This window comes from Bradyrhizobium cytisi, from assembly GCF_008123515.1.
Taxonomy (GTDB): Bacteria; Pseudomonadota; Alphaproteobacteria; order Rhizobiales; family Xanthobacteraceae; genus Bradyrhizobium; species Bradyrhizobium cytisi.
Window position 1 is genome coordinate 13,836 of the sequence record NZ_VSSR01000035.1, and the last position, 19,294, is coordinate 33,129.

The following is a 19,294-nucleotide window of genomic DNA, read 5'->3' on the forward strand; positions in this document are numbered from 1 at the left end:
CGACAGTTGAGATCAGAGCCGCTCGCTGAGCGCGAGCTTGTAACCGACACCGGTGACGGTGGCGATGACGGGCGTGCCGCTGCCGACGAGCTTGCGACGCAGCCGCGCCACCAGCGCATCGACCGTGCGGATGTCGACCTCGGCCTGGCGGTTGCTGACGACCTCGATCAGATAGTCGCGGCTGAGCGGCCTGCCATCCGCACCGACGAGCGCGGCGAGCAGATCGAACTCGGCGCGCGTCAGCGCCACCGGCTTGCCGTCGCTGCCGAGCAGCTCGCGCCGCGTCAGGTCGATGATCCAGTCGCCGAAGGCGATCGAATTGTGGTTGCGCGCCGCCTTGCGGTCGATCGAGCGCCGCCGCAGCACGCTGCGCGCACGCGCCAGCAGCTCGCGCAGATTGATCGGCTTGGTGACGTAATGATCGCCGGCGATCTCGAGGCCGAGGATGCGGTCGACATCGGTGTCGCGGCGGGTCACGAAGATGATGCCCGCATTGCTGGTCGCCTGGATCTCCCTGGCGAGCTCGAAGCCGTCGCCGTCGGGCAACTGCAAATCGAGGAAGACCAGGTCGGTGCGCGCGCGCAGCGCCTGGCGACATTCCGCGCAGGTACCGGCGCCGACCACGTCGAAATTGTTCTCGCTGAAGTAACCGACCAGCATCGTCCGGATCACCGGGTCGTCTTCGACCACAATCAATCGCTCGCGCCCGATAGGACGCAATTCCTGAAGTGCGGAATCGGCCACGATGTTGGATGTCCTGTGTGCGTTTGAGCCGCCCTGAAAATTCAGGCCGCCGCGCGACGCGCTGTCCTGTGAACGTACATTCACGGCTTATTCGAGCCCCCGAAACTGCCTGCTTGAACACTAGGCTTGTTATGCTGCCCAAACAATATTGGTCACGGTATTGAAGTATTAAGTATGAATTGGCCCACACTTCTCACTGAGCGCATCGATGCGCGGAACTCGGCCCCGCTTCGGCCGCGCCCGGCACCAACAAGCCCGTTCATCCGAATCCGGATTCAACCGCCGGTTAACGTAAAGAAAGGCTTCCGCTTCGGTTTGGCCGTCACCGCCTCTATGCTTTCGCATCGCAAGCGCGAGAGAACGGCAAGACCACGGAGCAGGCGTGATGCAGGGGCAGGCCCGGTTGGCCGGTCGGACCGACCGAGGCGCAACGCCCTTCGGCCGCTCGCACAGCCTCGACTTCCTGCGCGGCCTCGCCATCGTCGGCGTGATGGCGATCCACGTCTCGCAATCTTTTCCGTCAAATATCCATGCCGTCGATTACGCCTTCATGTGCGGCTGGACCGGCGTCAACGTGTTCTACTTCGTCAGCGCCATGACAATGTGCCTGATGTGGACACAGCGCACCGAAGCGAGCCCGACGCGCAAATTCTACATCCGCCGCTTCTTGCGCATCGCGCCGCTGTTCTGGCTCGCGATCCCGGTCTATCTCGTCATCAACGGCACGGGCCCGAGCACCAACGCACCGAACGGCATCGGACCGCTCCAGGTGATCCTGACCGCGACGTTCCTGCACGGCTTCTGGCCCGACAGCGTCAACAGCGTCGTGCCGGGCGATTGGTCGATCGCAGCCGAGATGATGTTCTATCTGGTCTTCCCGTTCGTGATCACGGCGTTCGGATCGCGCCGTCATCTCTATCTTGCGCTCGCGATCGTGCTGCACCTCGTCAATGTCTGCCTGTTCAAGCCGTGGGCGTTCGCGCTGTTCTCGGCCTATTACGGCCCCGGCCACGAGGCGTTCGTCTGGAACGCGCTGCACATCAGCTTCCTGAACCAGTTGCCGGTCTTCCTGGTCGGCTGCGCGCTGTTCTTCACGCTGCGCGACGGTTTTGCGAAGTCTGACGCCGCGATCCTCGCAGGCTTCGTCGCGCTGTCCTTTGTCGCCGACCGGGCGACCGGATCGCACGAGTTCAACTATCTCGTGATCAACCTCGTGCTCGGCGCACTCGTGTTCTGGTGCATCCGCCTTGCGATCCGCCTGCAACCACTCGAGGCGCTCGGCCGCAATTCCTATTCGATGTACCTATCGCATTTCGCGGTGATCTTCGGCCTGCGCCAGATCTGGCCGTTCGCGGACGGGCTGGCATCGCTGCTGCTCGCCTATGTCGTCACGGCCGCGCTGAGCTATCTGGTCGCGCGCGCGACCTGGCATCTGGTCGAGCGGCACGCGCAGGATCTGGCGCATCGCCTGACATCTTCCGGATCGAGCCGCTCGACCATCCAACCGAGCATCGCCGCCCCCGCGACAGGCATGCGCTCAGCGCCTGCTCCCGCAGGCCGGTGCGGCTTGCCTCGCTGCTGCCTTCGAACCTAGTGTGATCAAATCGACCGGCTTCACACTGGAGTAGACGCCATGGAAGTCATTCTGCTCGGCACCGGCGGCCCGCGCCCGGATCCGCGCCGCATGGCGACGACTACGCTGATCAGGCTCGGCGAAGAGAACATCCTGTTCGACGCGGGCCGCGGCGTCATGGTGCAGCTCAGCAAGGCCGGCGTACCGCTCGGCGCCATCAACACGGTCTTTCTCACCCATCATCATTTCGATCACATCGGCGCCCTCTACGATGTGATGCTGAATTCCTGGATGCATGGGCGCAAGGACGATCTGCACATCTATGGGCCGCTGGATACCGAACGGCTCGTCAACACGCTGGTGACGCAGGTCTACGACAAGGACATCGCCTGGCGCGATCAGGGTGAGCCGACGTTCGGTGGCTGGAAACCGGTCGTCGCAACCGACATCATTCCCGGCCCCGTTCTCGACACGGGTCGCTGGAAGATCAGCGCCGAGCTCGTTTCGCATGGCGACGGGCTCGACATGTCACCGGCGTTTCTCGCACGCTGGATGTGTCTCGGCTACCGCTTCGAAGCGGAAGGCAAGGTCATTGCGATTTCCGGCGACACCGTCCCCTGCCCCGGTCTCGAGCGGCTAGCTGAGGGCGCCGACCTGCTCGTGCAGGTTTGCTTTCTTGCGACGCCGGAGATCAACAACGACCATTTCCGGAGGCTTGCGAAATACACGCTGGTTTGCGGTGACACGGTCGGCAAGATCGCGGCCAAGGCCGGCGTCAAGAAGCTGGCGCTGACCCATCACCGTCCCCGCACCGACGACACCATGCTGAACGCGCTGCTCGCGGATGTCAGGCGGGATTATTCGGGCCCTGTCGTGCTCGGCGAGGACCTGACGCGCATTGAGGTGTGAGAGCTAGGACGTTCCCACGTCGACCCGGAACGACAACTGCTCCTCTGCGCCGGGTGCGATGTGCATCAGGCCCGGCTTGTCGCTGAATTCGCCGTCAAACTCCTTGGGACTGGCATAGCCGCGCCAGGGTTCGATGCAAAGGAACGGCGCTCCTGATGGCTTCGACCAGACGCCGAGCTCGCGAAAGCCACGCCATGACATTTTGAGCCAAGGCCCGGTGCCATCCGTGCAGGCATAGCGGACCGCATGGCTGTTGACGGGATCGAGGATAACGGCGTCGCTGGTGAACAGGGCTTCCGACAGGGGAAGCACAGTGCCTCGGACGGGGCTCGGATCCGTTGCCGCGAGCAGGAGTCCGCTCTCGACACGGCGAACCGGAGACGGCTCCTCGTTCGTGAATGTCAGCGCGTAGCTCTCCTTCGGCACGCCGGCCTGAAGCGGCCAGTTGAAAGCAGGATGGCCTCCCAGCGACGCCGGCAATGTCTCCTTGCCGGTGTTGGTGACCGTGAGCGAGAGATCGAGCCCGTACTGATCGAGCGCATAGGCCGCCGTCAGCCGAAACGCGAACGGATAGAGCTCGCGCGTCGCCTCGCTATCCTCAAGCACGAGCGCGCAACGGTTCTCGCCACGCTCCGCCCAGACGAAGCGGCTGTCGCGCGCAAAGCCATGCTGCGTCATCCGATAGGTCTTGCCTCGGTACCGCATTTCGTCATTGGCGAGACGCCCGACGATCGGAAACAACAGCGGTGCATGGCGCGTCCAGGCGGGACCTGCCTGCCAGACGAATTCGACGCCGCAGCAGTCCCTCAGCGAGCACAGCTCTGCACCCTGCGCCTTGATGATCGCGGTGAGGCGGCCGTTGCGGATCCTGTGCGTGTCGTCCTCGCTCATGCCCAACGCTCTTGAATATTTGACCTCACAGCAATGATCCTACGGATTTTTTTGTTTTCACCAGGCACTGATCAGCTCCGAAAAGCAACTCTGCGACCCAAGTTGTGCAAATTATTTGGTAACAGGTCGAGCCCAGTGTGGACCAGCAAGCTTCAGATGACAAATTTATAAATTACATCAATACATTAAACTGGTCGCAGAAGCATTTTTGGTCTCCGAACCGCCCTGCGAAAACAGGGATTAAGGGCAAGGATAACAGGGCGCAAATTGCAAAATAGCAGGACGCACGCCTGTGATAACAGAACACGAACTTGGAGCATCGCAAACTAACCTGGCATTGGCTGCGGGCCGCTATGCATTGCGCCAGAAGTCAAGCGTGCGCTGGGCGCTACCTCTGCTTGTACGAGACGGACGCGATTTAGCGAAACAACGGGCTCGCAGCCACGCCCCCGAGGTGATTAGACTCTCCAACTGACGTGCCTGTCACCGCCGCATAGAAGAGGGGACGGGATCTTCGCCAAGTGCGATGATCCCGCCCCGATACATCTTGCCGCCTCGATAAGATCTCGTCTCCCGTTAACGGAGCCGATCAGTTTGGTGATCTCACCCACCTATGATGGCTCACCGGCGACCGCCGACCGTCGATGTTCCCATAGTCTACGGGCGGCGGCGCGTCACGATCTGCTTCGATGCTCTATAGTCTCATGTCACCTTCGCTGAGCTGATAGATAATGATCTCTCCGGGAAGCACCTCGCCGGGGAACTGCTTACGGACCTGTCTAATCAGTCGCGATGCTCGAGTGTCCTTGTTCAGCGCCATCCTATAGAGTTGTTTAATGTAGGCGTCCCAGCGGGACATTTTCACGAGCTTGCCATTTACTTCAAGTTCGATTTCCTCTGTAGCCAGCCTCCGGAAGTGTGCCGCGACCGAGAGCGGAGGCACGATAGGTTTACGTCGTTTGCGCGGCCTCGACTTTTTTCTGCGTTTGCGACCGTGCCGTTTGATGTCGTCGCCCATACCATTTCTCTTTAGTTCATGGTGCCAGGATTGGATGCCTTAAGCGCGGGCTTAAATTGGATCTGCTGAGGTCCGACCGCGTCGGGCGCAGAGCAATCGACTGCCATCATAAAGATGGCCTTCGCGGCTGCGATCTCTCCCTTGATGGCCCCCGTGAACAACTGCCGAATATGAATCTCGATCTTGGTCATCCAAACCACTTTGCCGTCGATCGTCACCGAGATCAGCTCATTATCGACTGCCTGGAGGCTTCTTCCGGGGTCAAACTCCTTGGCGGTCTTTTTCGGTCGTCCCTTGGGATTACCGGATTGCCCCGGCTTGAATCGCGTGTCGGCGGCCGGGAAGGCTCTGTCGCTAGTTTGACTATTCATGATTTTCCTTTTCCTTCTCGATCTCGGCTTCGATCTCACGGAAAAGCTTGCCATCCGACATACGGATGGCGGCGGATCCCGTGAAGTTCTGCCACTGACGAATTGCGGTATCGACATAAAGGGGATCAAGTTCGATGGCACGGCAGATACGGCCGGTCCGCTCGGCTGCAAGCAGCGTAGTGCCGCTCCCTAAGAAGCAGTCGAGCACTAGATCACCACGGTTCGAGCAATCGAGCAGCGCATCCATGACCAGCGATACCGGCTTCACGGTCGGATGCAGCTTCAGCACGTTGTTGCCCTTGCGAGCCTGCGTGCTTGCGCTTGCATACTCCCAAACATTGGTCCGGTTGCGACCATTCTTGCCGAGCTTGACGTTGTTGACGTGCGGCCCGGAGCCGGACTTGAAGACGCAGATCAACTCGTGCTGGCTGCGATACAGCGACCCCATGCCGGCATTGCTCTTGGCCCAGACCACAATATTCTTGAGTTCCGTATAGACGGCGCGGCCCGTGGTCAGCAGTTCGTCAAGATGCTTCCAATCCATACAGACGAAGTGGATCGAACCGTCAGTTGCGCACGCCTTGAGCTGAGTGCAGACCTTGGTCAGGAACTCGATAAACTGGTCTCGGGAGAATTCTCCCGCGCCTTGCGCGAATTCGCGGTGCCGCACCTTGCCTTTTCCTGACGCATGTCCATCGATGCGGACATTGTAAGGCGGATCGGTGAACACGATCTGGGCCCGCTCGTCCTTCATGAGACATGTGAAGGCTTGCTCGGTCGTGGCGTCACCGCAATAGATTCGGTGAGGCCCAAGTTCCCAGACATCACCAATCCGGCAAACCGCCACCCCCGTCTCCGAGCCGATGTCATCATCGGGGTCGGCGACCACGGGATCGCTCAGCTTCTGGATCGCCAAATCGATCTCGGGCAAGGAGAAGCCCGTAATCGACAGATCGAAGTCGCACTCCATCGTCTGCAACTCCAATAGGCTTTCGCCCAGAAGCCGCTCGTCCCAGTGCGAGTTCTGGCCCAACTTGTTATCAGCGATCCGAAGCGCTTTCAGCTGCGCTGCTGACAGGTGCCGGATTTCGACGACCGGGATGCGGGGCATGGCCAGCTTCCCGGCTGCCAGCACCCGGCCATACCCGCCGACGGCATCGCCGGCGTAGGCTTGGCCTTCCCGACTTGTCATCACCGCAGCGCCATGCAACACATCGTCATCCGTGACTCGCCATGCTCGTGACCACTCGGTGCGACTAAATTTCTCTTCGCTAAAGACTGTTCTCATCTTAGATTGACGAACATTCGCTGAGTTCCGCACATGGAAGTCATTCTCGCTGCTATTGCGGCAGCTTGTTATTTTTACGGATCCTATCCCTTGGCCTTCTGGCTGATTGCCGTCGCCATGTTCTATAGCCTGCTGGTACTCTTGAAGTCGATTTCACGTCCGTCTTGGTATACCCAGCAACGTGCAAAAGCGGGGCTTGAAGAGGGCAAAGGTTTCGGCATGTTGCTCATTACCAAGATAGCTATCTTGGCCGTCCTCAGTTTAGGTGCGATCCGAACAGCAGAGCTTGCGGGGTACGACCGCGGCGTCGGAAATCACATTGCGTCTCTCTGCCCAGACAGAACGCAGGGTCTGTTCAAAAGTTGTGCAGCATGGATGTGGACGTCGCAAAGGCGCCCCTAACATGCGTAAAGCCCTGGCAGCATCACGCTTATTTTGACAGTTGTCGTCGAAATCCACCGTAGTCAGAATGGAGGACGAAAAAGGCCAACTGTCTGAGACGCAATTCAAAATTTTTAAAAGCGACATTCACCCTGCGCCACAGGTTCAATATGATTGAAGATTTCCACTGCACACTGTTGATTTTTTCTTTGAAACAAACGCCAGTGGAATGGTCGTGATGAAAGGGCTTTCGCCTGAAGAGACGTTTGAGTACGAGGAACTGGCCAATCAATGCGACGATCGTAGAAGTTCGGCCAACCAGCGTCGCTTAGACGAGCCGAATACGAAGCACTGCTCCGCGCTGAAAAGGGAGCCTGCGAATGGGACGGTGTGACCTGACAGCAGCTCACATTCACTTACACGGGTGACCTTCGATGAGCGGTTTGTTGATCCCGTTCACGGCCGTTGCCGTCTCGTTCGCTGCTGGCTACGGATCGCGGGGGAGGGAATCATTTCGCGTCGACGACGAACCGTTTATTTCAGTTATCAACCGTACTTGCAGACATCATCTCGAAGCCAGCATCCTCGCTTGAATCCTCCTTGAGGAGACAAAAGCAACTGTCCTGGCGGGGAATCCGCTCGTGGATTACCTATATTCGAGGAAGTGCACGTCCACCCTCTTAAGGTTGACTGGTGAGGTTAATTCCACCGAAAAGTCGTCGACCTGCCGCCGAGTAGATATGTCCTTGCAAGGAACGCAAGGACGAAATGCCTGATGGAAAAAGCTGACCGAACGTTTGCATCCGTTCGCCGTCATCGGCGAATTGGCGATCTTCTTTTGCCAATTGCTTTCTTCATCATCGTTGGTGTCGTGATGACCGCATGGATTGCTGCAATAGGCTGGGCCATTTGGTGCTTGATCGCATGGATATTCACTTAGGAGATGGAGTTGGGACAGTTTGACGGCCCTTCTGGACATTTCATTCTTCGAATGTATGAGCCGATTCTAAAGGAGGTTATTAGATCGACGCTTCGGCTCTTACGCCTGAATGGCCTGGGCCGCCGCCGAGTTCTAAGTTCGAGCGCTTGTCGATACACTTGTGTTCAAGCAGACCAATGTTGCTGATTAGGACCTTTGATAGTCGTCTTCAATCCGGATGATGTCGTCTTCCCCGAGATAACTGCCGGTCTGGACCTCGATCAGTTCCAGCATGATCTTGCCGGGATTCTCCATCCGGTGGACAGCGCCCATCGGGATGTAGATCGACTCGTTCTCGTGCACCGTTTTCACGGTCTCGTTCACGGTGACGCGAGCGGCACCACGGACCACGATCCAGTGCTCTGCACGATGATGGTGCTTCTGCAGCGACAGCCGCCCGCCCGGCTTCACCACGATGCGCTTGACCTGATGACGCGCGCCATTGTCGACCGACTGATAGCTGCCCCAGGGCCGATGCACCTTGAGATGCTCCTCGGTGACCTTCGGCGCGACCACCTTGAGCTTCGTCACCAGGCGCTTCAGGCCGTTGGCATCCTTCTGACGCGAGACGAGGATTGCATCGGCCGTCGCCACCACGATGAGATCGTCGACGCCTTCGAGCGCGACCAGCGCAGAATCGGTCGTGATGTTGCAATTGCGGGAGTCTTCGAAGACCGCAGCGCCTTGCGCGGCATTGCCTTGCGTATCCTTGTCCGACAGTTTCCACACCGCGTGCCAGGAGCCGACGTCGGACCACCCGCAAGACACCGGCACAACGGCTGCGCGCGAGGTTTTCTCCATCACTGCATAGTCGATCGAGATCGCCTTGGCCGCGCCGAAAGCCTGCGGCTCCAGCGTCACGAAGCCGAGATCGCGGCCGGCGTTAGTGACCGCGTTGGACACCGCCTCCACGCTTGCCGCATCAACCTTGCGATATTCGTCGAGCAGCAGGGCCGCGGGAAACATGAAGTTGCCGCTGTTCCAGAGATAGCCCGAATTGACGTAGTCGGCGGCCTTCACGGCATCCGGCTTCTCGACGAAGCGCGCGACCACGTGCACCTCACCGGAGATCACTTCACCCGGGCTGATATAGCCGTATTCGGTCGCCGGCCGCTCCGGCTTGACGCCGAAGGTGACGATGCGCCCGGTGCTCGCGGCAGTGAGGCCCTCGCGGCACGCTGCGACGAAAGCGGCATTGTCCTGCACCACGTGGTCGGCGGCGAGCGCGAGCACGATCGCTTCACTGGTGCGGTTCTGCGCGAACGCAGCACCGGCGGCGATCGCGGGACCGGAGTCGCGCCGCATCGGCTCGAGGATCACGTCGGCCTCGATGCCGATCTCGGCGAGCTGCTCCAGCACCATGAAGCGATAGGACGCGTTGGTGATGACGATGGGGCGATCGAACAGCGAGGCATCAGAGACGCGCAACAGCGTATCCTGGAAGGTCGAGCGCGTGCCGAACAGCGGCAGGAACTGTTTTGGGCGCACCTCGCGCGAAGCCGGCCACAGCCGCGTGCCGGCGCCGCCGCACGTAATCAAGGGGATAATGTATTTGTTCACGAGCAAACTCCACAAAGGCCCACGAGGACGAGATCGCCGCTTTTCGGCTTCTCCACAACTGACAAGTTATAAATCTGCATAGTCGACCAGCGCAGATCCTGGATACAATTCCGCCCGGGGCGACGGTCATTGACCATTGATCGAACACCCTTTTTGACGGAAGTTGGCAGCGCTAGATTGTATTCGAAGGCGAAGATCGCCCGACGCTCTGATAGACAAAGCCGGCCGCGGCCATGTCCTCCGGGCGATAGATGTTGCGGAGGTCGACGACGACGGGCTGCGCCATGGTCGCCTTCAGCCGGTCGAGATCGAGCGCGCGGAACTGCACCCATTCGGTGACGATGACGATCGCATCGGCTGCTTCAGCGCAGGAATAGGCGTCCTCGCTATAGGTGATGCTGGGCAGCTCGCTCTTGGCTTGCTCCATTCCGACGGGATCAAAGGCTTTCACCTTTGCGCCCATGTCGAGGAGGCCGGTGACCAGCGGGATCGACGGCGCGTCGCGCATGTCATCGGTGTCGGGCTTGAAGGTGAGACCGAGCACGGCAATGGTCTTGCCGCGCAGCGAGCCGCCGAGCGCCTGGCTTACCTTGCGCGCCATCGCGCGCTTGCGGTTTTCGTTGACCGCCAGCACGGATTCAACGATGCGCAATGAGACATCATAATCCTGCGCGATCTTGATCAGCGCCTTGGTGTCCTTCGGGAAGCAGGAGCCGCCGAAGCCCGGACCGGCGTGCAGGAACTTGGTGCCGATGCGGTTGTCCAAGCCAATGCCGCGCGCGACTTCCTGCACGTTGGCGCCGACCTTTTCAGAGAGATCCGCAATCTCGTTGATGAAGGTGATCTTGGTCGCGAGGAACGCATTCGCCGCGTATTTGATCATCTCGGCGGTGCGACGTTCGGTGAACATCAGCGGCGCCTGGTTCAGCGACAGCGGGCGATAGATGTCGCCCATCACCTTGCGGCCGCGTTCATCGGACGTGCCGACGACGACGCGATCAGGGAATTTGAAGTCGCGGATCGCAGCGCCCTCGCGCAGGAACTCCGGATTGGAAGCGACGACGACGTCGGCCTTGGGATTGGCCTCGCGGATGATGCGCTCGACCTCGTCACCGGTGCCGACCGGCACGGTCGACTTCGTCACCACGACGGTGAAGCCGGACAGCGACTGCGCGATCTCTTTCGCGGCAGCGTAGACGTAGGAGAGATCGGCATGGCCGTCGCCGCGACGCGAGGGTGTGCCGACCGCAATAAACACGGCATCGGCATCCGCGACCGGCTTCGACAGGTCGGTGGTAAAGTCGAGGCGCTTGGCCTTCACATTGGTCGCGACCAGCTCGTCGAGGCCCGGCTCGTAGATCGGAATCTCGCCGCGGTGAAGTGCTGCGATCTTCTTCTCGTCCTTGTCAACGCAGGTGACGTCGTGACCGAAATCCGCAAAGCAGGCTCCGGACACCAGTCCCACATAACCGGTGCCGATCATCGCAATTCGCATGAAAAACTCTTTCCGTTGACGACGGATGTTCCACCGAACACCCTAGACCATTTCTCTATCCGGCCGCATGCCCAACATTAGGGCAGGCTGCTTCGCGAGCCGAACAAACCTTAACCGTCGCCACCCGATTCTTTTGTGTCTTGCCGTTCGCTTCGACGATCACACGCCGTGGTACTTTCGATACCATTCGACGAAACGCGCGAGGCCTTCCGCGATTGGCGTCGACGGCGCGAAACCGACGTCGCGCTGGAGGGCGGAAATGTCGGCGCGCGTCTCCAGGACGTCGCCGGCCTGCATCGGCAGCAGCTTGCGGATCGCAGGCTTGCCGATGATCTGCTCGAGCGTCTCGACGAACTCGAGCAGCTTGATCGACCTGTTGTTGCCGATGTTGTAGACCCGATACGGCGCGTAGCTCGACGAATTTTCCGGCCGCTCCGCGTTCCACGCGGGATTCGGAGCTGCGGGCCGATCGAGAGTGCGGATCACGCCCTCGACGATGTCGTCGACATAGGTGAAGTCGCGCCACATGTCGCCATTATTGAAAATCTTGATCGGCTCATTCGCGAAGATCGCGCGTGTGAACAGATAGGCGGCCATGTCGGGCCGGCCCCATGGACCGTAGACGGTAAAGAAGCGAAGACCGGTCACCGGCAGCTTGTGAACATGCGCAAAGGTGTGCGCCATCAGCTCGTTGGCCTTCTTGCTCGCGGCGTAAAGGCTGACCGGATGATTCACCGATTGCTCAGTCGAATACGGCAGGGTTCGATTGGCGCCATAAACCGAGCTCGACGAGGCGTAGACCAGATGCGCCAGACCGTGGCGCCGGCCGGACTCGAGCACGGTAACAAAGCCGTCACAATTGGCACGGATGCTGGTGATGGGATCGTCGATCGAGGCGCGGACGCCCGGTTGCGCCGCAAGGTGGACCACCCGATCGGGCGCGACCTCATCGAATACGCGGATCACCGCGGTAAAATCGGCAAGGTCGATCTCCCGGAAGCCGAAGCCGGGAAGGTTATTGAGCTTTTCCAGGCGCGCACGCTTCAGTGCCGGATCGTAATACGGCGTGAACGCATCGATACCAACGACCTGTTCGCCACGCGCCAACAGCCGTTCACAAACATGCATTCCGATAAAGCCGGCAGCGCCGGTCACGATCACTGGTCGCAAAGTTGTCATCTTATTCATTCAGCGAATGCAATGCCAGACCAGGACATGAGAGGCAAGGTTCCCCGAGTGGACCGGCCAAATGCAACATAGGACTACCGCCAATCGGGGCCGGGAATGGCTCCCCAATGGGCATTCGGGCGCGAGCGTCGAAGTAAGACTTGTGTCATCACGAGAATAAGCCGCTTACAACCGAAGCGCATAGAGCGCGTGTCGTCTTGCCACCATCGAATCCCGGCGTTTCCCGCCTTGATGATCGCGGTGAGGTTGGCTCTGGGGAGCCAATCAAACCTGTAAGTGTTAGGGGTTCCCGCGCGATCGGATAGCCTCGTCTATTTCCAATCGCATCTATACGAGGCTGTCAAATTCGGGATATTAACGGCGGAGACGCTAAGGTGCGGCCGGGCATAGAAGTACGAGTGATTGGTGGGCCACGTCCAGTAGGTTTTCCCTGGATGATCTGGTTTAGCGATAGACCTTTTTCCAGTGCGGCTTTAGCGCGCGTCACGTGCTCAGGCTTCGTCACAAAGCCCTTTATTTCGCAGCATGATGCATGTCTTGTAATTCCGCTTAATGTAACCCCATTGCCGCGATATCTATACATATATCGGCGAGAGAGTGAGCATTCTTGCAATAGATTCGATCGCGAAGGCACGATCAATCCTTTCCAGCGTCACGCCGGTTCAGCGTTCGCCTCGATGCGCGGGCGGGCTTCAGAGGCATAGTCTGGATGAGCTAGAAGATTAAGCGTCCAGTCGCGCTGGTGTGACTGCGAACATCTTCGGCGTGCCCTGCACACAACCCCTCCAAGAAGCTTACAGTCGTCCCACTAGTGATTTTGTACAAGGTGGTCGCCTCACGAAACGCAGAATAACGCTGCGGAAGGCGCGTCTGAGTCGTGGCGGCAAGATAACAATTGACCAGCTTTCCCTCGCGCATCGGGCCACCGATGCTTCTGGAGATGTCCACGCGCATTGATGAGCGATTGGGCGCTTTTGCCTCATAGCGAGAACAAAGGGACGTCGATGGTGAGGGCGGCCAGCCCCACAAACCGTATCCGTGCTGCAACACGTTAGTTACGAACACGCCAGCTTGCTGCCCACTCTTAGTGGAGGCGTCTCGTCGTTCAGTCAGCTCACAATCGCTACCAGATACATGGCAAAGTCGCGGCGGTTGCGTGTCCAGTAGCGACACGACAATTTCGCATTCACTGCTTAGACACGATTGAAACGAAACTGAATAACCAGCGACGGAGCGACGGGAATGAGTCAGAACGCAACCGGCCTAACACCGTTTCCCCTCGGCGTTTTTGTCGGCAACCCGAACTATTATGACTTGAACGAGGAAGCGGCGTTCGAAACAAACTTCAGTGCCTTTTCAACCTTGATGGGGGCCAAACCGCAATTTCTCGACCAATACGCCGACCAACGGCTGCCAATCTCACAATGGGTCGGTCAAGCGAGTTGGAACGCGGCCTCTGTCGCTCAGTCACCCGTACTTCACAACGTTACGCCCGTCATTGGGTTGCCGATGACTTCGACGGCACCAGGATCTGGAAATGCTGATCAGTTTTATCGGGACTTCGCTGTGGGAAAATACGATACGGTTCTAAAGGGCATGGTCAAAGCATGGGCAGACAACGGCTTTACCACACAGATATGGCGGCCCGGCTGGGAGATGAACATTGATACTATGCCGTCTTATGCCGGTAATGACGCGGCCACACGGGCCGATTGGGTCAAAGCCTTCCAGCACGTCTCGACCGTGTTGCATGCGGCGGGCCAAGCGAGTGGGGTGAGCGTCCAGGTGATGTGGAACCCAAGCGTTGTGAACTACAGCCAGGCCGGCAACGTCATACAGACCGCCTACCCGGGAAACCAGTATGTCGATATCATCGGCGCCGACGTCTATGCAGACCTCTATCCCTACGGTTCATACACGCACCTGTACGATTGGGATAAAAGCGGACAAGTGCTCAACTCGACTCATCCGATCTTTGACACCAGCCTTAAGCAATGGGCTGCCGATCCCGTCAACCTTCAGCATTACTATACCAACCCGGCTTCAAACCAGTGGTCGCTGGATGGCAGCGTGGGTCATGCGACCACTCTTCAGCAATTCATCGATCTTGCCAAATCGACCGGTAAGCCGTTAGCGATCGCCGAGACCGGAGCGGGCAACACGCATGATGGTGCAGGCGTCGTTGATAATCCAACTTTTGTGAAGTGGCTGGCGCAGACTCTACACCAATCCGGAGTCAAGATTAGCTTCGTGAACATTTGGGATTCCAACGCCGGGGGCAAGTATGAATTTTCTCATTCCTCGGACGGTAAGCCGCTAGAGGCAGCGGCGTGGGCAAAGTACTTCGGGGCTCTACCCCTGCAAACGGCGGCTCATTCGTCCGTTGCGACCGCGGCAGATGTGAATCACCTCGCGACCGGCTCGGCGGCTTCGGGCAGTACGGTTAAGAATGACCCACCCCACAGTGGCAGCGCGGCAGTCAACGGACATGGCAGCATAACAATTGATCCTCCCCATAATGAAGTCCATTTCAATTTCGCGCCAGTGCTGGATGGTAGCGCTGCTAGCTTGGTCACGGGTAGAGCCGCAGGTAACAATACCTCTTCCTTCCAGCATGCCGGAGCAAATTCTGGGTACCCGGACAGCTCGCAAAACTGGTTGGTATCGAACGGTGAGCATAGCAATTTGATCGCACTCGCGAACAATGACCGATCCGACCACCAGTCGACAGCAGCGGGATACGACGCCGCCCTCGGCCCTCCCATCGGCGTGGGCCCAGCAAGCGGCCATGATGCGCAGTTGCATCTCGGCGGCTTCATCATTCATTAGTTTCGCAGGGCAGCGTCGGATCACGAGCGGCGATCCAAGCAGAAATTGCGGTTCTGCTCACCAAAGCGTGGATTGGCCCTTCCAGAATGAAATCGACAAGTAGGCAGCGCAGCTGGCCTCATGCATCAACATCGGTGCATGGCGCGTCTAGGCGGGACCTGGCACCGTCTTCACGGTCTCGTTCACGGTGACGCGGGCCGCACCAACCACCACGATCCGTGCTCGGCACGATGATGGTGCTTCTGGAGCGACAGCCGTCCGCCCGGCTTCACCACGATGCGCTTGACCTGGTGACGCGCGCCATTGTCGAGCGACTGATGATAGCTGCCCCAGGGCCGATGAACACGGCATCGGTGACCGGCTTCGACAGGTCGGTGGTAAAGTCGAGGCGCTTGGCCTTCACGTTGGTAGCGACCAGCTCGTCGAGGCCCGGCTCGTAGATCAGAATCTCGCTGCGGTGAAGCGCCGCGATCTTCTTCTCATCCTTGTCGATGCAGGTGACGTCGTGACCGAAATCCGCAAAGCAGGCTCCGGACACCAGTCCCACATAACCCGTGCCGATCATCGCAATTCGCATGAAAAACTCTTTCCGTTGACGACGGATATTCCGCTGAACACCCTAAGACCACTTCTCTATCCGGCCGCATGCCCAACATTAGAGCAGGCTGCTTCGCGAGCGCGCCCGCATGACCGACAGACGTGACGATCTCATAGCCTTCGGGGCGCTCTTGGGAGTGACTTTGTGAAAGGGATCATTGGGTATGGCTTTCGCCGCCGGCTTCTTCCTCAAAACGGTGGGATGCGGCTCGTATACGCGAAAACTACCTGGATCCAGACTGGCTCCGTGCCGCCAACACTAATAGACTCACGCCCCACTAGGAAATTGCGCTTAGGCAGCCGGGAGAGCCGGGACAATGTGAGACCAGAGCACGATCGCGCGGAGCCGTCGTTAGTTGACTTGGCCGAGCCGTTTTCTGTCCAAACCAGGACAATGACTTGTCTCGGCGACATCAGTGAGGCAATGATGCTTCTTCGCTATCGAGGGGGCAATTGACATGCTTGCGCGTGCAAGGGCGCCTAGATTTTTCCAGCCACGATGAAAGAAGCGCTGAACAGAAGTACTGGCGCGGATGCTCGACTCGGTACGATCTTAGTTCCCTGGCTCGCCGTGAAGAAAGCGAAGAATTCGGCTATCCTGGACCCGTTATGTCCCATCCTCGCTTCTTCGTTTTGGCTGCAGCAGCGATCCTCGCCGGTCACTCCTTAGCGGCGGGCAAATTTCCGGAACTTGCCCCGAGCAGCTGATCACTGGAAAAGCCAAAGCGTCACCCGGCATCCCCGGCGCTCTTTTATGCCGCAGTCACGCACGGCTTGCATTTGCGGCTACGCAGCTCCGCGATGGCGGCGCGCCGGACCTCACAATTCTCGGCTGCAGTCTGCTTCCGGAAGGAACGTCAGTCGCGATTGAGCAAGAGGACCACACCTGCATCGTCCGGAGCCACACTCTCCACGGACACGACGTTTCTGGCGTAACGGACCCGACCGTGATCGAGCTTGAGAGCGCATCACCTGGAGCTAACCACCGCATCACCCTGAGCTAGCCACCGACCACGAAGACAGCCATCACAGCTTCCGGAAGAATCTTCGCTGACAGATCGTGAGCAGCAGCTGCTAGCACACGGGCAATCTGGCATGGCTGAAGCCTTGTCGCCAACTAATCATGGCGGGAGCCTCGCGCCCCTGCGGGCCAACATCGACGGCCAAAGAGTCCGGCACCGACCGGCTCTTCTTGGCCGTATCGGTCGACCGGTCACCCCCGGGACAAAGGCCTGTGCCTTCGGATCCGATGCCTTTGAGCCCATGCCTCAAAGCTGGGTGGGGAAGGCAAGCACGTCGCGAACCGAGCCAGCGAACGCACCGTTCATCGGTGCGGGGTTCCAACGGGGCGACGGGCCTCACTGCGGATGGTCGACAGCGCTGACGCGCACCGGGACATTCGGCCGGGACACCGTAACCTCAACCGTCGAGGTGCCTTCGTCATACCGGTTCTTGCCTACAACGAGGAGGGTGAATCTGTCCGTCCCCGAAAAGTTCGGTTTTGCGAAGTAGCGGAACCCGGGGCCGACCAGGACGATCTCGCCGCTCTTCGGCTTCTCCGTCACCTCAACCTTGTAGATCTGCATCGTCGACCAGCGAAGTCCCTGGATGCAATCTGCCCCCGGCGCGATCGCCATCGACCATTCCATGGTATCGCCCGCAAGCCTGTATGGCTTAATATCGCGCAAGCAATTAGGTGTGGCTTTGGTTTCAGACGCTGACGCGAGCAACATCAGCATCGCAGCGATAGCTGCGCTAAATGAAATTCGTGACATGGTCGCCCCTTACGTGAGACGCCACTATGAACGATGCCCCTAAACGATATGTTAGGGAGCAGTGGCGGGCTTGCCCGTTGGTGAATCTCGCATTAAGGGGAGGCGGATCGTCATACGGAAGCGCCCGAAATTTGACTCATCACAAGCTGCGATCTTAAACTTCCAGCATCGATATTCGAGGAAGGCGCCGAACGCCAAGACAAGCCCAAACGCTAATTCGTCGTATTTGGCAAGTAGATTGGAGCCTTCTCTGCACCGCCTCAATTGGTTTGCAGCTTTGACGTATAGGGCAGATAACGATGGCTATGTCAGCGCGGCTCAAGCGAGTGACGCTTGTGCGGCGCCCTTGAACTTCTCCGATTGGTGGCGCGAAATTTGCAGCCACTGAATTTGACGGATGGCCAACACCCGATTGGAGTGCTCTGTGCTCGGTCTCTTGATACTGTTTGTGGTGGCCGCATTGTTTTTCGGAGCCGGCTATGCCACGCGTGCAGCAGTCTCGCGAAAGCGGTACTCTGAGTACCTCAAGTATGAGCCCTATCTCGGCGCTCCGCGAACCACCCGGCCACCAGCTTTTCTTATCCGCGGCGGCGTTCCGTCTGCCTCTGCGCCCTCAGACAATTCCGATGACCGCTCGTCCCAGGGGGCTGGTGGTCAGCCTCCACAAAAGGGCCTCTCTGAGGGCGGCGCAGTGAGGCCTTCCAATTCTCTGTCAGAGAGTGCGCGACTCAAGCCACAAAGAATGCGCTAGGCTGAGGCCCTTGGCCGCACGGCCGGTCGCAGACTATCGCGTGGCCTTTGCTTGGATAAAAAATGAGCAGGTTGGTTTAGATTTGGGGTTGAACATTGTCGAAGCCTGCGTAGCTTGTGGTTGAGCGAATCGAAATTCTAGCGCTCCTCAAGAGCGACGTGCAATGCCTTCCAGATCCATGCTCGACCGCTTGGCACTAGGGTTGGGTACCTTGGCGCTACGCCTGACATACGGTAGTCGGGGCGACGGTAGTCGTGCGAGCTTCGGAAGGCTACAAAGATTTCTACCCCTAGTCGTACTGGCCGCTGTTGCAGGCGGCGTGTTGCATTTCGTTGATCCAGATTGATGTTTCAGGCGACCGCGCGAGATTATCTGGGTGAGAGCCCGCCGTTACGCAAAATCCTTTGGACCGTACCGCGGTATCGTCGCTCGGTGCCTTAAGGTTGAGCGATTACCTAAACTTGCGCACCACATGAGGGCTCCGTACCTCGGCGATATAGATACAAGGCGCGGAGCGCCTTGGCGTTTCCATGCGCAAGAATTTCTTGAAATCTCAGTGGTCCATGTTTTCTGGAGCGGCTATCGAAATGTTGCAGAACAAGAATGTTTGCATTGCGCGAGCACTTGTCGCGTCGACGACGTTGGCGGAGTTGGACCAACTCGTCGTCACGCGACGACATTGTCTGACTTAGATCTCTTGGTGTCGCCATGCTTCGCGCCCATTGCGAGCACTATCGCGTAGGGTCCATCGGCTGGCTCAATTCCGATATCACCTTGAAGTACACCCACTTGACCGGAAATGTCCGATTCCACACTAGTCACGTGAATCTAAAGTTCGCCACATAAAGTCTGCTGAGCTTTGTGACAGAAGCGTTTGACGGAAGCCAAGACCTGATCTGCGGACTTGGTCCATTTGAAGGGCTTCGGGTTTTTGTTGTGCAGCTC

The 19,294-nt window shown here is 58.8% G+C and carries 14 protein-coding genes and 3 pseudogenes; 5 read left to right on the plus strand and 12 right to left on the minus strand.

The genetic code is table 11. The features are described from left to right. Positions 1-12 precede the first annotated feature (12 nt). Positions 13-828 carry a response regulator transcription factor gene (locus tag FXB38_RS21945; RefSeq protein WP_148753062.1) on the minus strand — a complete coding sequence of 272 codons (816 nt, stop codon included), beginning with the start codon at positions 826-828 and terminating at the stop codon, positions 13-15. Between the two features lie 301 nt (positions 829-1,129). Here FXB38_RS21945 and FXB38_RS21950 point away from each other — a divergent pair, with 301 nt between their 5' ends. Further along, on the plus strand, positions 1,130-2,338 hold the full coding sequence (locus tag FXB38_RS21950; protein WP_148753063.1) for an acyltransferase family protein: 1,209 nt from the start codon (positions 1,130-1,132) through the stop codon (positions 2,336-2,338). 39 nt (positions 2,339-2,377) lie between these two features. Then, on the plus strand, positions 2,378-3,226 hold the full coding sequence (locus tag FXB38_RS21955; RefSeq protein WP_148753064.1) for an MBL fold metallo-hydrolase: 849 nt from the start codon (positions 2,378-2,380) through the stop codon (positions 3,224-3,226). Between the two features lie 3 nt (positions 3,227-3,229). On the opposite strand, the gene FXB38_RS21960 is transcribed toward FXB38_RS21955, so the two are convergent. From FXB38_RS21960 to FXB38_RS21975, 4 genes are all read right to left on the minus strand, one after another. After that, positions 3,230-4,117, minus strand: a complete 888-nt coding sequence (locus tag FXB38_RS21960; protein ID WP_148753065.1) for an aldose 1-epimerase family protein — start codon at positions 4,115-4,117, stop codon at positions 3,230-3,232. A 694-nt stretch (positions 4,118-4,811) separates the two neighbouring features. After that, positions 4,812-5,135, minus strand: coding sequence for a DUF5681 domain-containing protein (locus FXB38_RS21965; RefSeq protein ID WP_148753066.1), 324 nt, complete (start codon positions 5,133-5,135; stop codon positions 4,812-4,814). Positions 5,136-5,146: 11 nt separating this feature from the next. Then, positions 5,147-5,506, minus strand: a complete 360-nt coding sequence (locus FXB38_RS21970) for a DUF5681 domain-containing protein (RefSeq protein WP_148753067.1) — start codon at positions 5,504-5,506, stop codon at positions 5,147-5,149. Next, a complete protein-coding gene (locus FXB38_RS21975; protein ID WP_187435051.1) occupies positions 5,499-6,719 on the minus strand; it encodes a DNA modification methylase in 1,221 nt (406 codons plus the stop codon). Before FXB38_RS21975 ends, FXB38_RS21970 begins: the two co-directional genes overlap by 8 nt. A gap of 108 nt (positions 6,720-6,827) precedes the next feature. On the opposite strand from FXB38_RS21975, the gene FXB38_RS21980 reads away from it, so the two are divergent. Together FXB38_RS21980 and FXB38_RS42885 are read left to right on the plus strand one after the other, a co-directional pair. Continuing rightward, positions 6,828-7,196, plus strand: a complete 369-nt coding sequence (locus tag FXB38_RS21980) for a hypothetical protein (RefSeq protein ID WP_148753069.1) — start codon at positions 6,828-6,830, stop codon at positions 7,194-7,196. Positions 7,197-7,950: 754 nt separating this feature from the next. Then, entirely contained in the window at positions 7,951-8,115 is a 165-nt protein-coding gene (locus FXB38_RS42885) for a hypothetical protein (RefSeq protein WP_187435052.1), read from the plus strand. Positions 8,116-8,301: 186 nt separating this feature from the next. Here FXB38_RS42885 and FXB38_RS21985 read toward each other — a convergent pair whose 3' ends face one another. The 3 genes from FXB38_RS21985 to FXB38_RS21995 form a co-directional block, all read right to left on the minus strand. Continuing rightward, positions 8,302-9,714 carry a mannose-1-phosphate guanylyltransferase/mannose-6-phosphate isomerase gene (locus FXB38_RS21985; RefSeq protein WP_187435053.1) on the minus strand — a complete coding sequence of 471 codons (1,413 nt, stop codon included), beginning with the start codon at positions 9,712-9,714 and terminating at the stop codon, positions 8,302-8,304. Between the two features lie 172 nt (positions 9,715-9,886). Then, positions 9,887-11,209: a UDP-glucose dehydrogenase family protein gene (locus tag FXB38_RS21990; RefSeq protein ID WP_148753071.1), complete on the minus strand. Its 1,323-nt coding sequence runs from the start codon at positions 11,207-11,209 to the stop codon at positions 9,887-9,889. A 159-nt stretch (positions 11,210-11,368) separates the two neighbouring features. Further along, positions 11,369-12,388 carry an NAD-dependent epimerase/dehydratase family protein gene (locus FXB38_RS21995; RefSeq protein WP_148753072.1) on the minus strand — a complete coding sequence of 340 codons (1,020 nt, stop codon included), beginning with the start codon at positions 12,386-12,388 and terminating at the stop codon, positions 11,369-11,371. A gap of 1,251 nt (positions 12,389-13,639) precedes the next feature. Between FXB38_RS21995 and FXB38_RS22000 the strand changes: the two genes are divergently transcribed. After that, positions 13,640-15,226 (plus strand): glycoside hydrolase family 26 protein, encoded by a 1,587-nt coding sequence (locus FXB38_RS22000; RefSeq protein ID WP_148753073.1) that lies wholly within the window; start codon positions 13,640-13,642, stop codon positions 15,224-15,226. A gap of 162 nt (positions 15,227-15,388) precedes the next feature. Here the strand turns inward: FXB38_RS22000 and FXB38_RS22005 are convergent. The 4 genes and pseudogenes from FXB38_RS22005 to FXB38_RS22020 form a co-directional block, all read right to left on the minus strand. Next, positions 15,389-15,573: pseudogene (locus FXB38_RS22005) on the minus strand (cupin domain-containing protein); the annotation flags it as partial. Beyond that, positions 15,555-15,803: pseudogene (locus FXB38_RS22010) on the minus strand (2-dehydropantoate 2-reductase N-terminal domain-containing protein); the annotation flags it as partial. The pseudogenes FXB38_RS22005 and FXB38_RS22010, both read right to left, overlap by 19 nt. A 1,378-nt stretch (positions 15,804-17,181) precedes the next feature. Further along, the gene (locus FXB38_RS22015) at positions 17,182-17,460 is read right to left on the minus strand and encodes a hypothetical protein (RefSeq protein ID WP_246230031.1); all 279 of its coding nucleotides are present in this window, start codon (positions 17,458-17,460) and stop codon (positions 17,182-17,184) included. A gap of 1,717 nt (positions 17,461-19,177) precedes the next feature. Continuing rightward, a pseudogene (locus FXB38_RS22020) lies at positions 19,178-19,294 on the minus strand (IS630 family transposase); the annotation flags it as partial.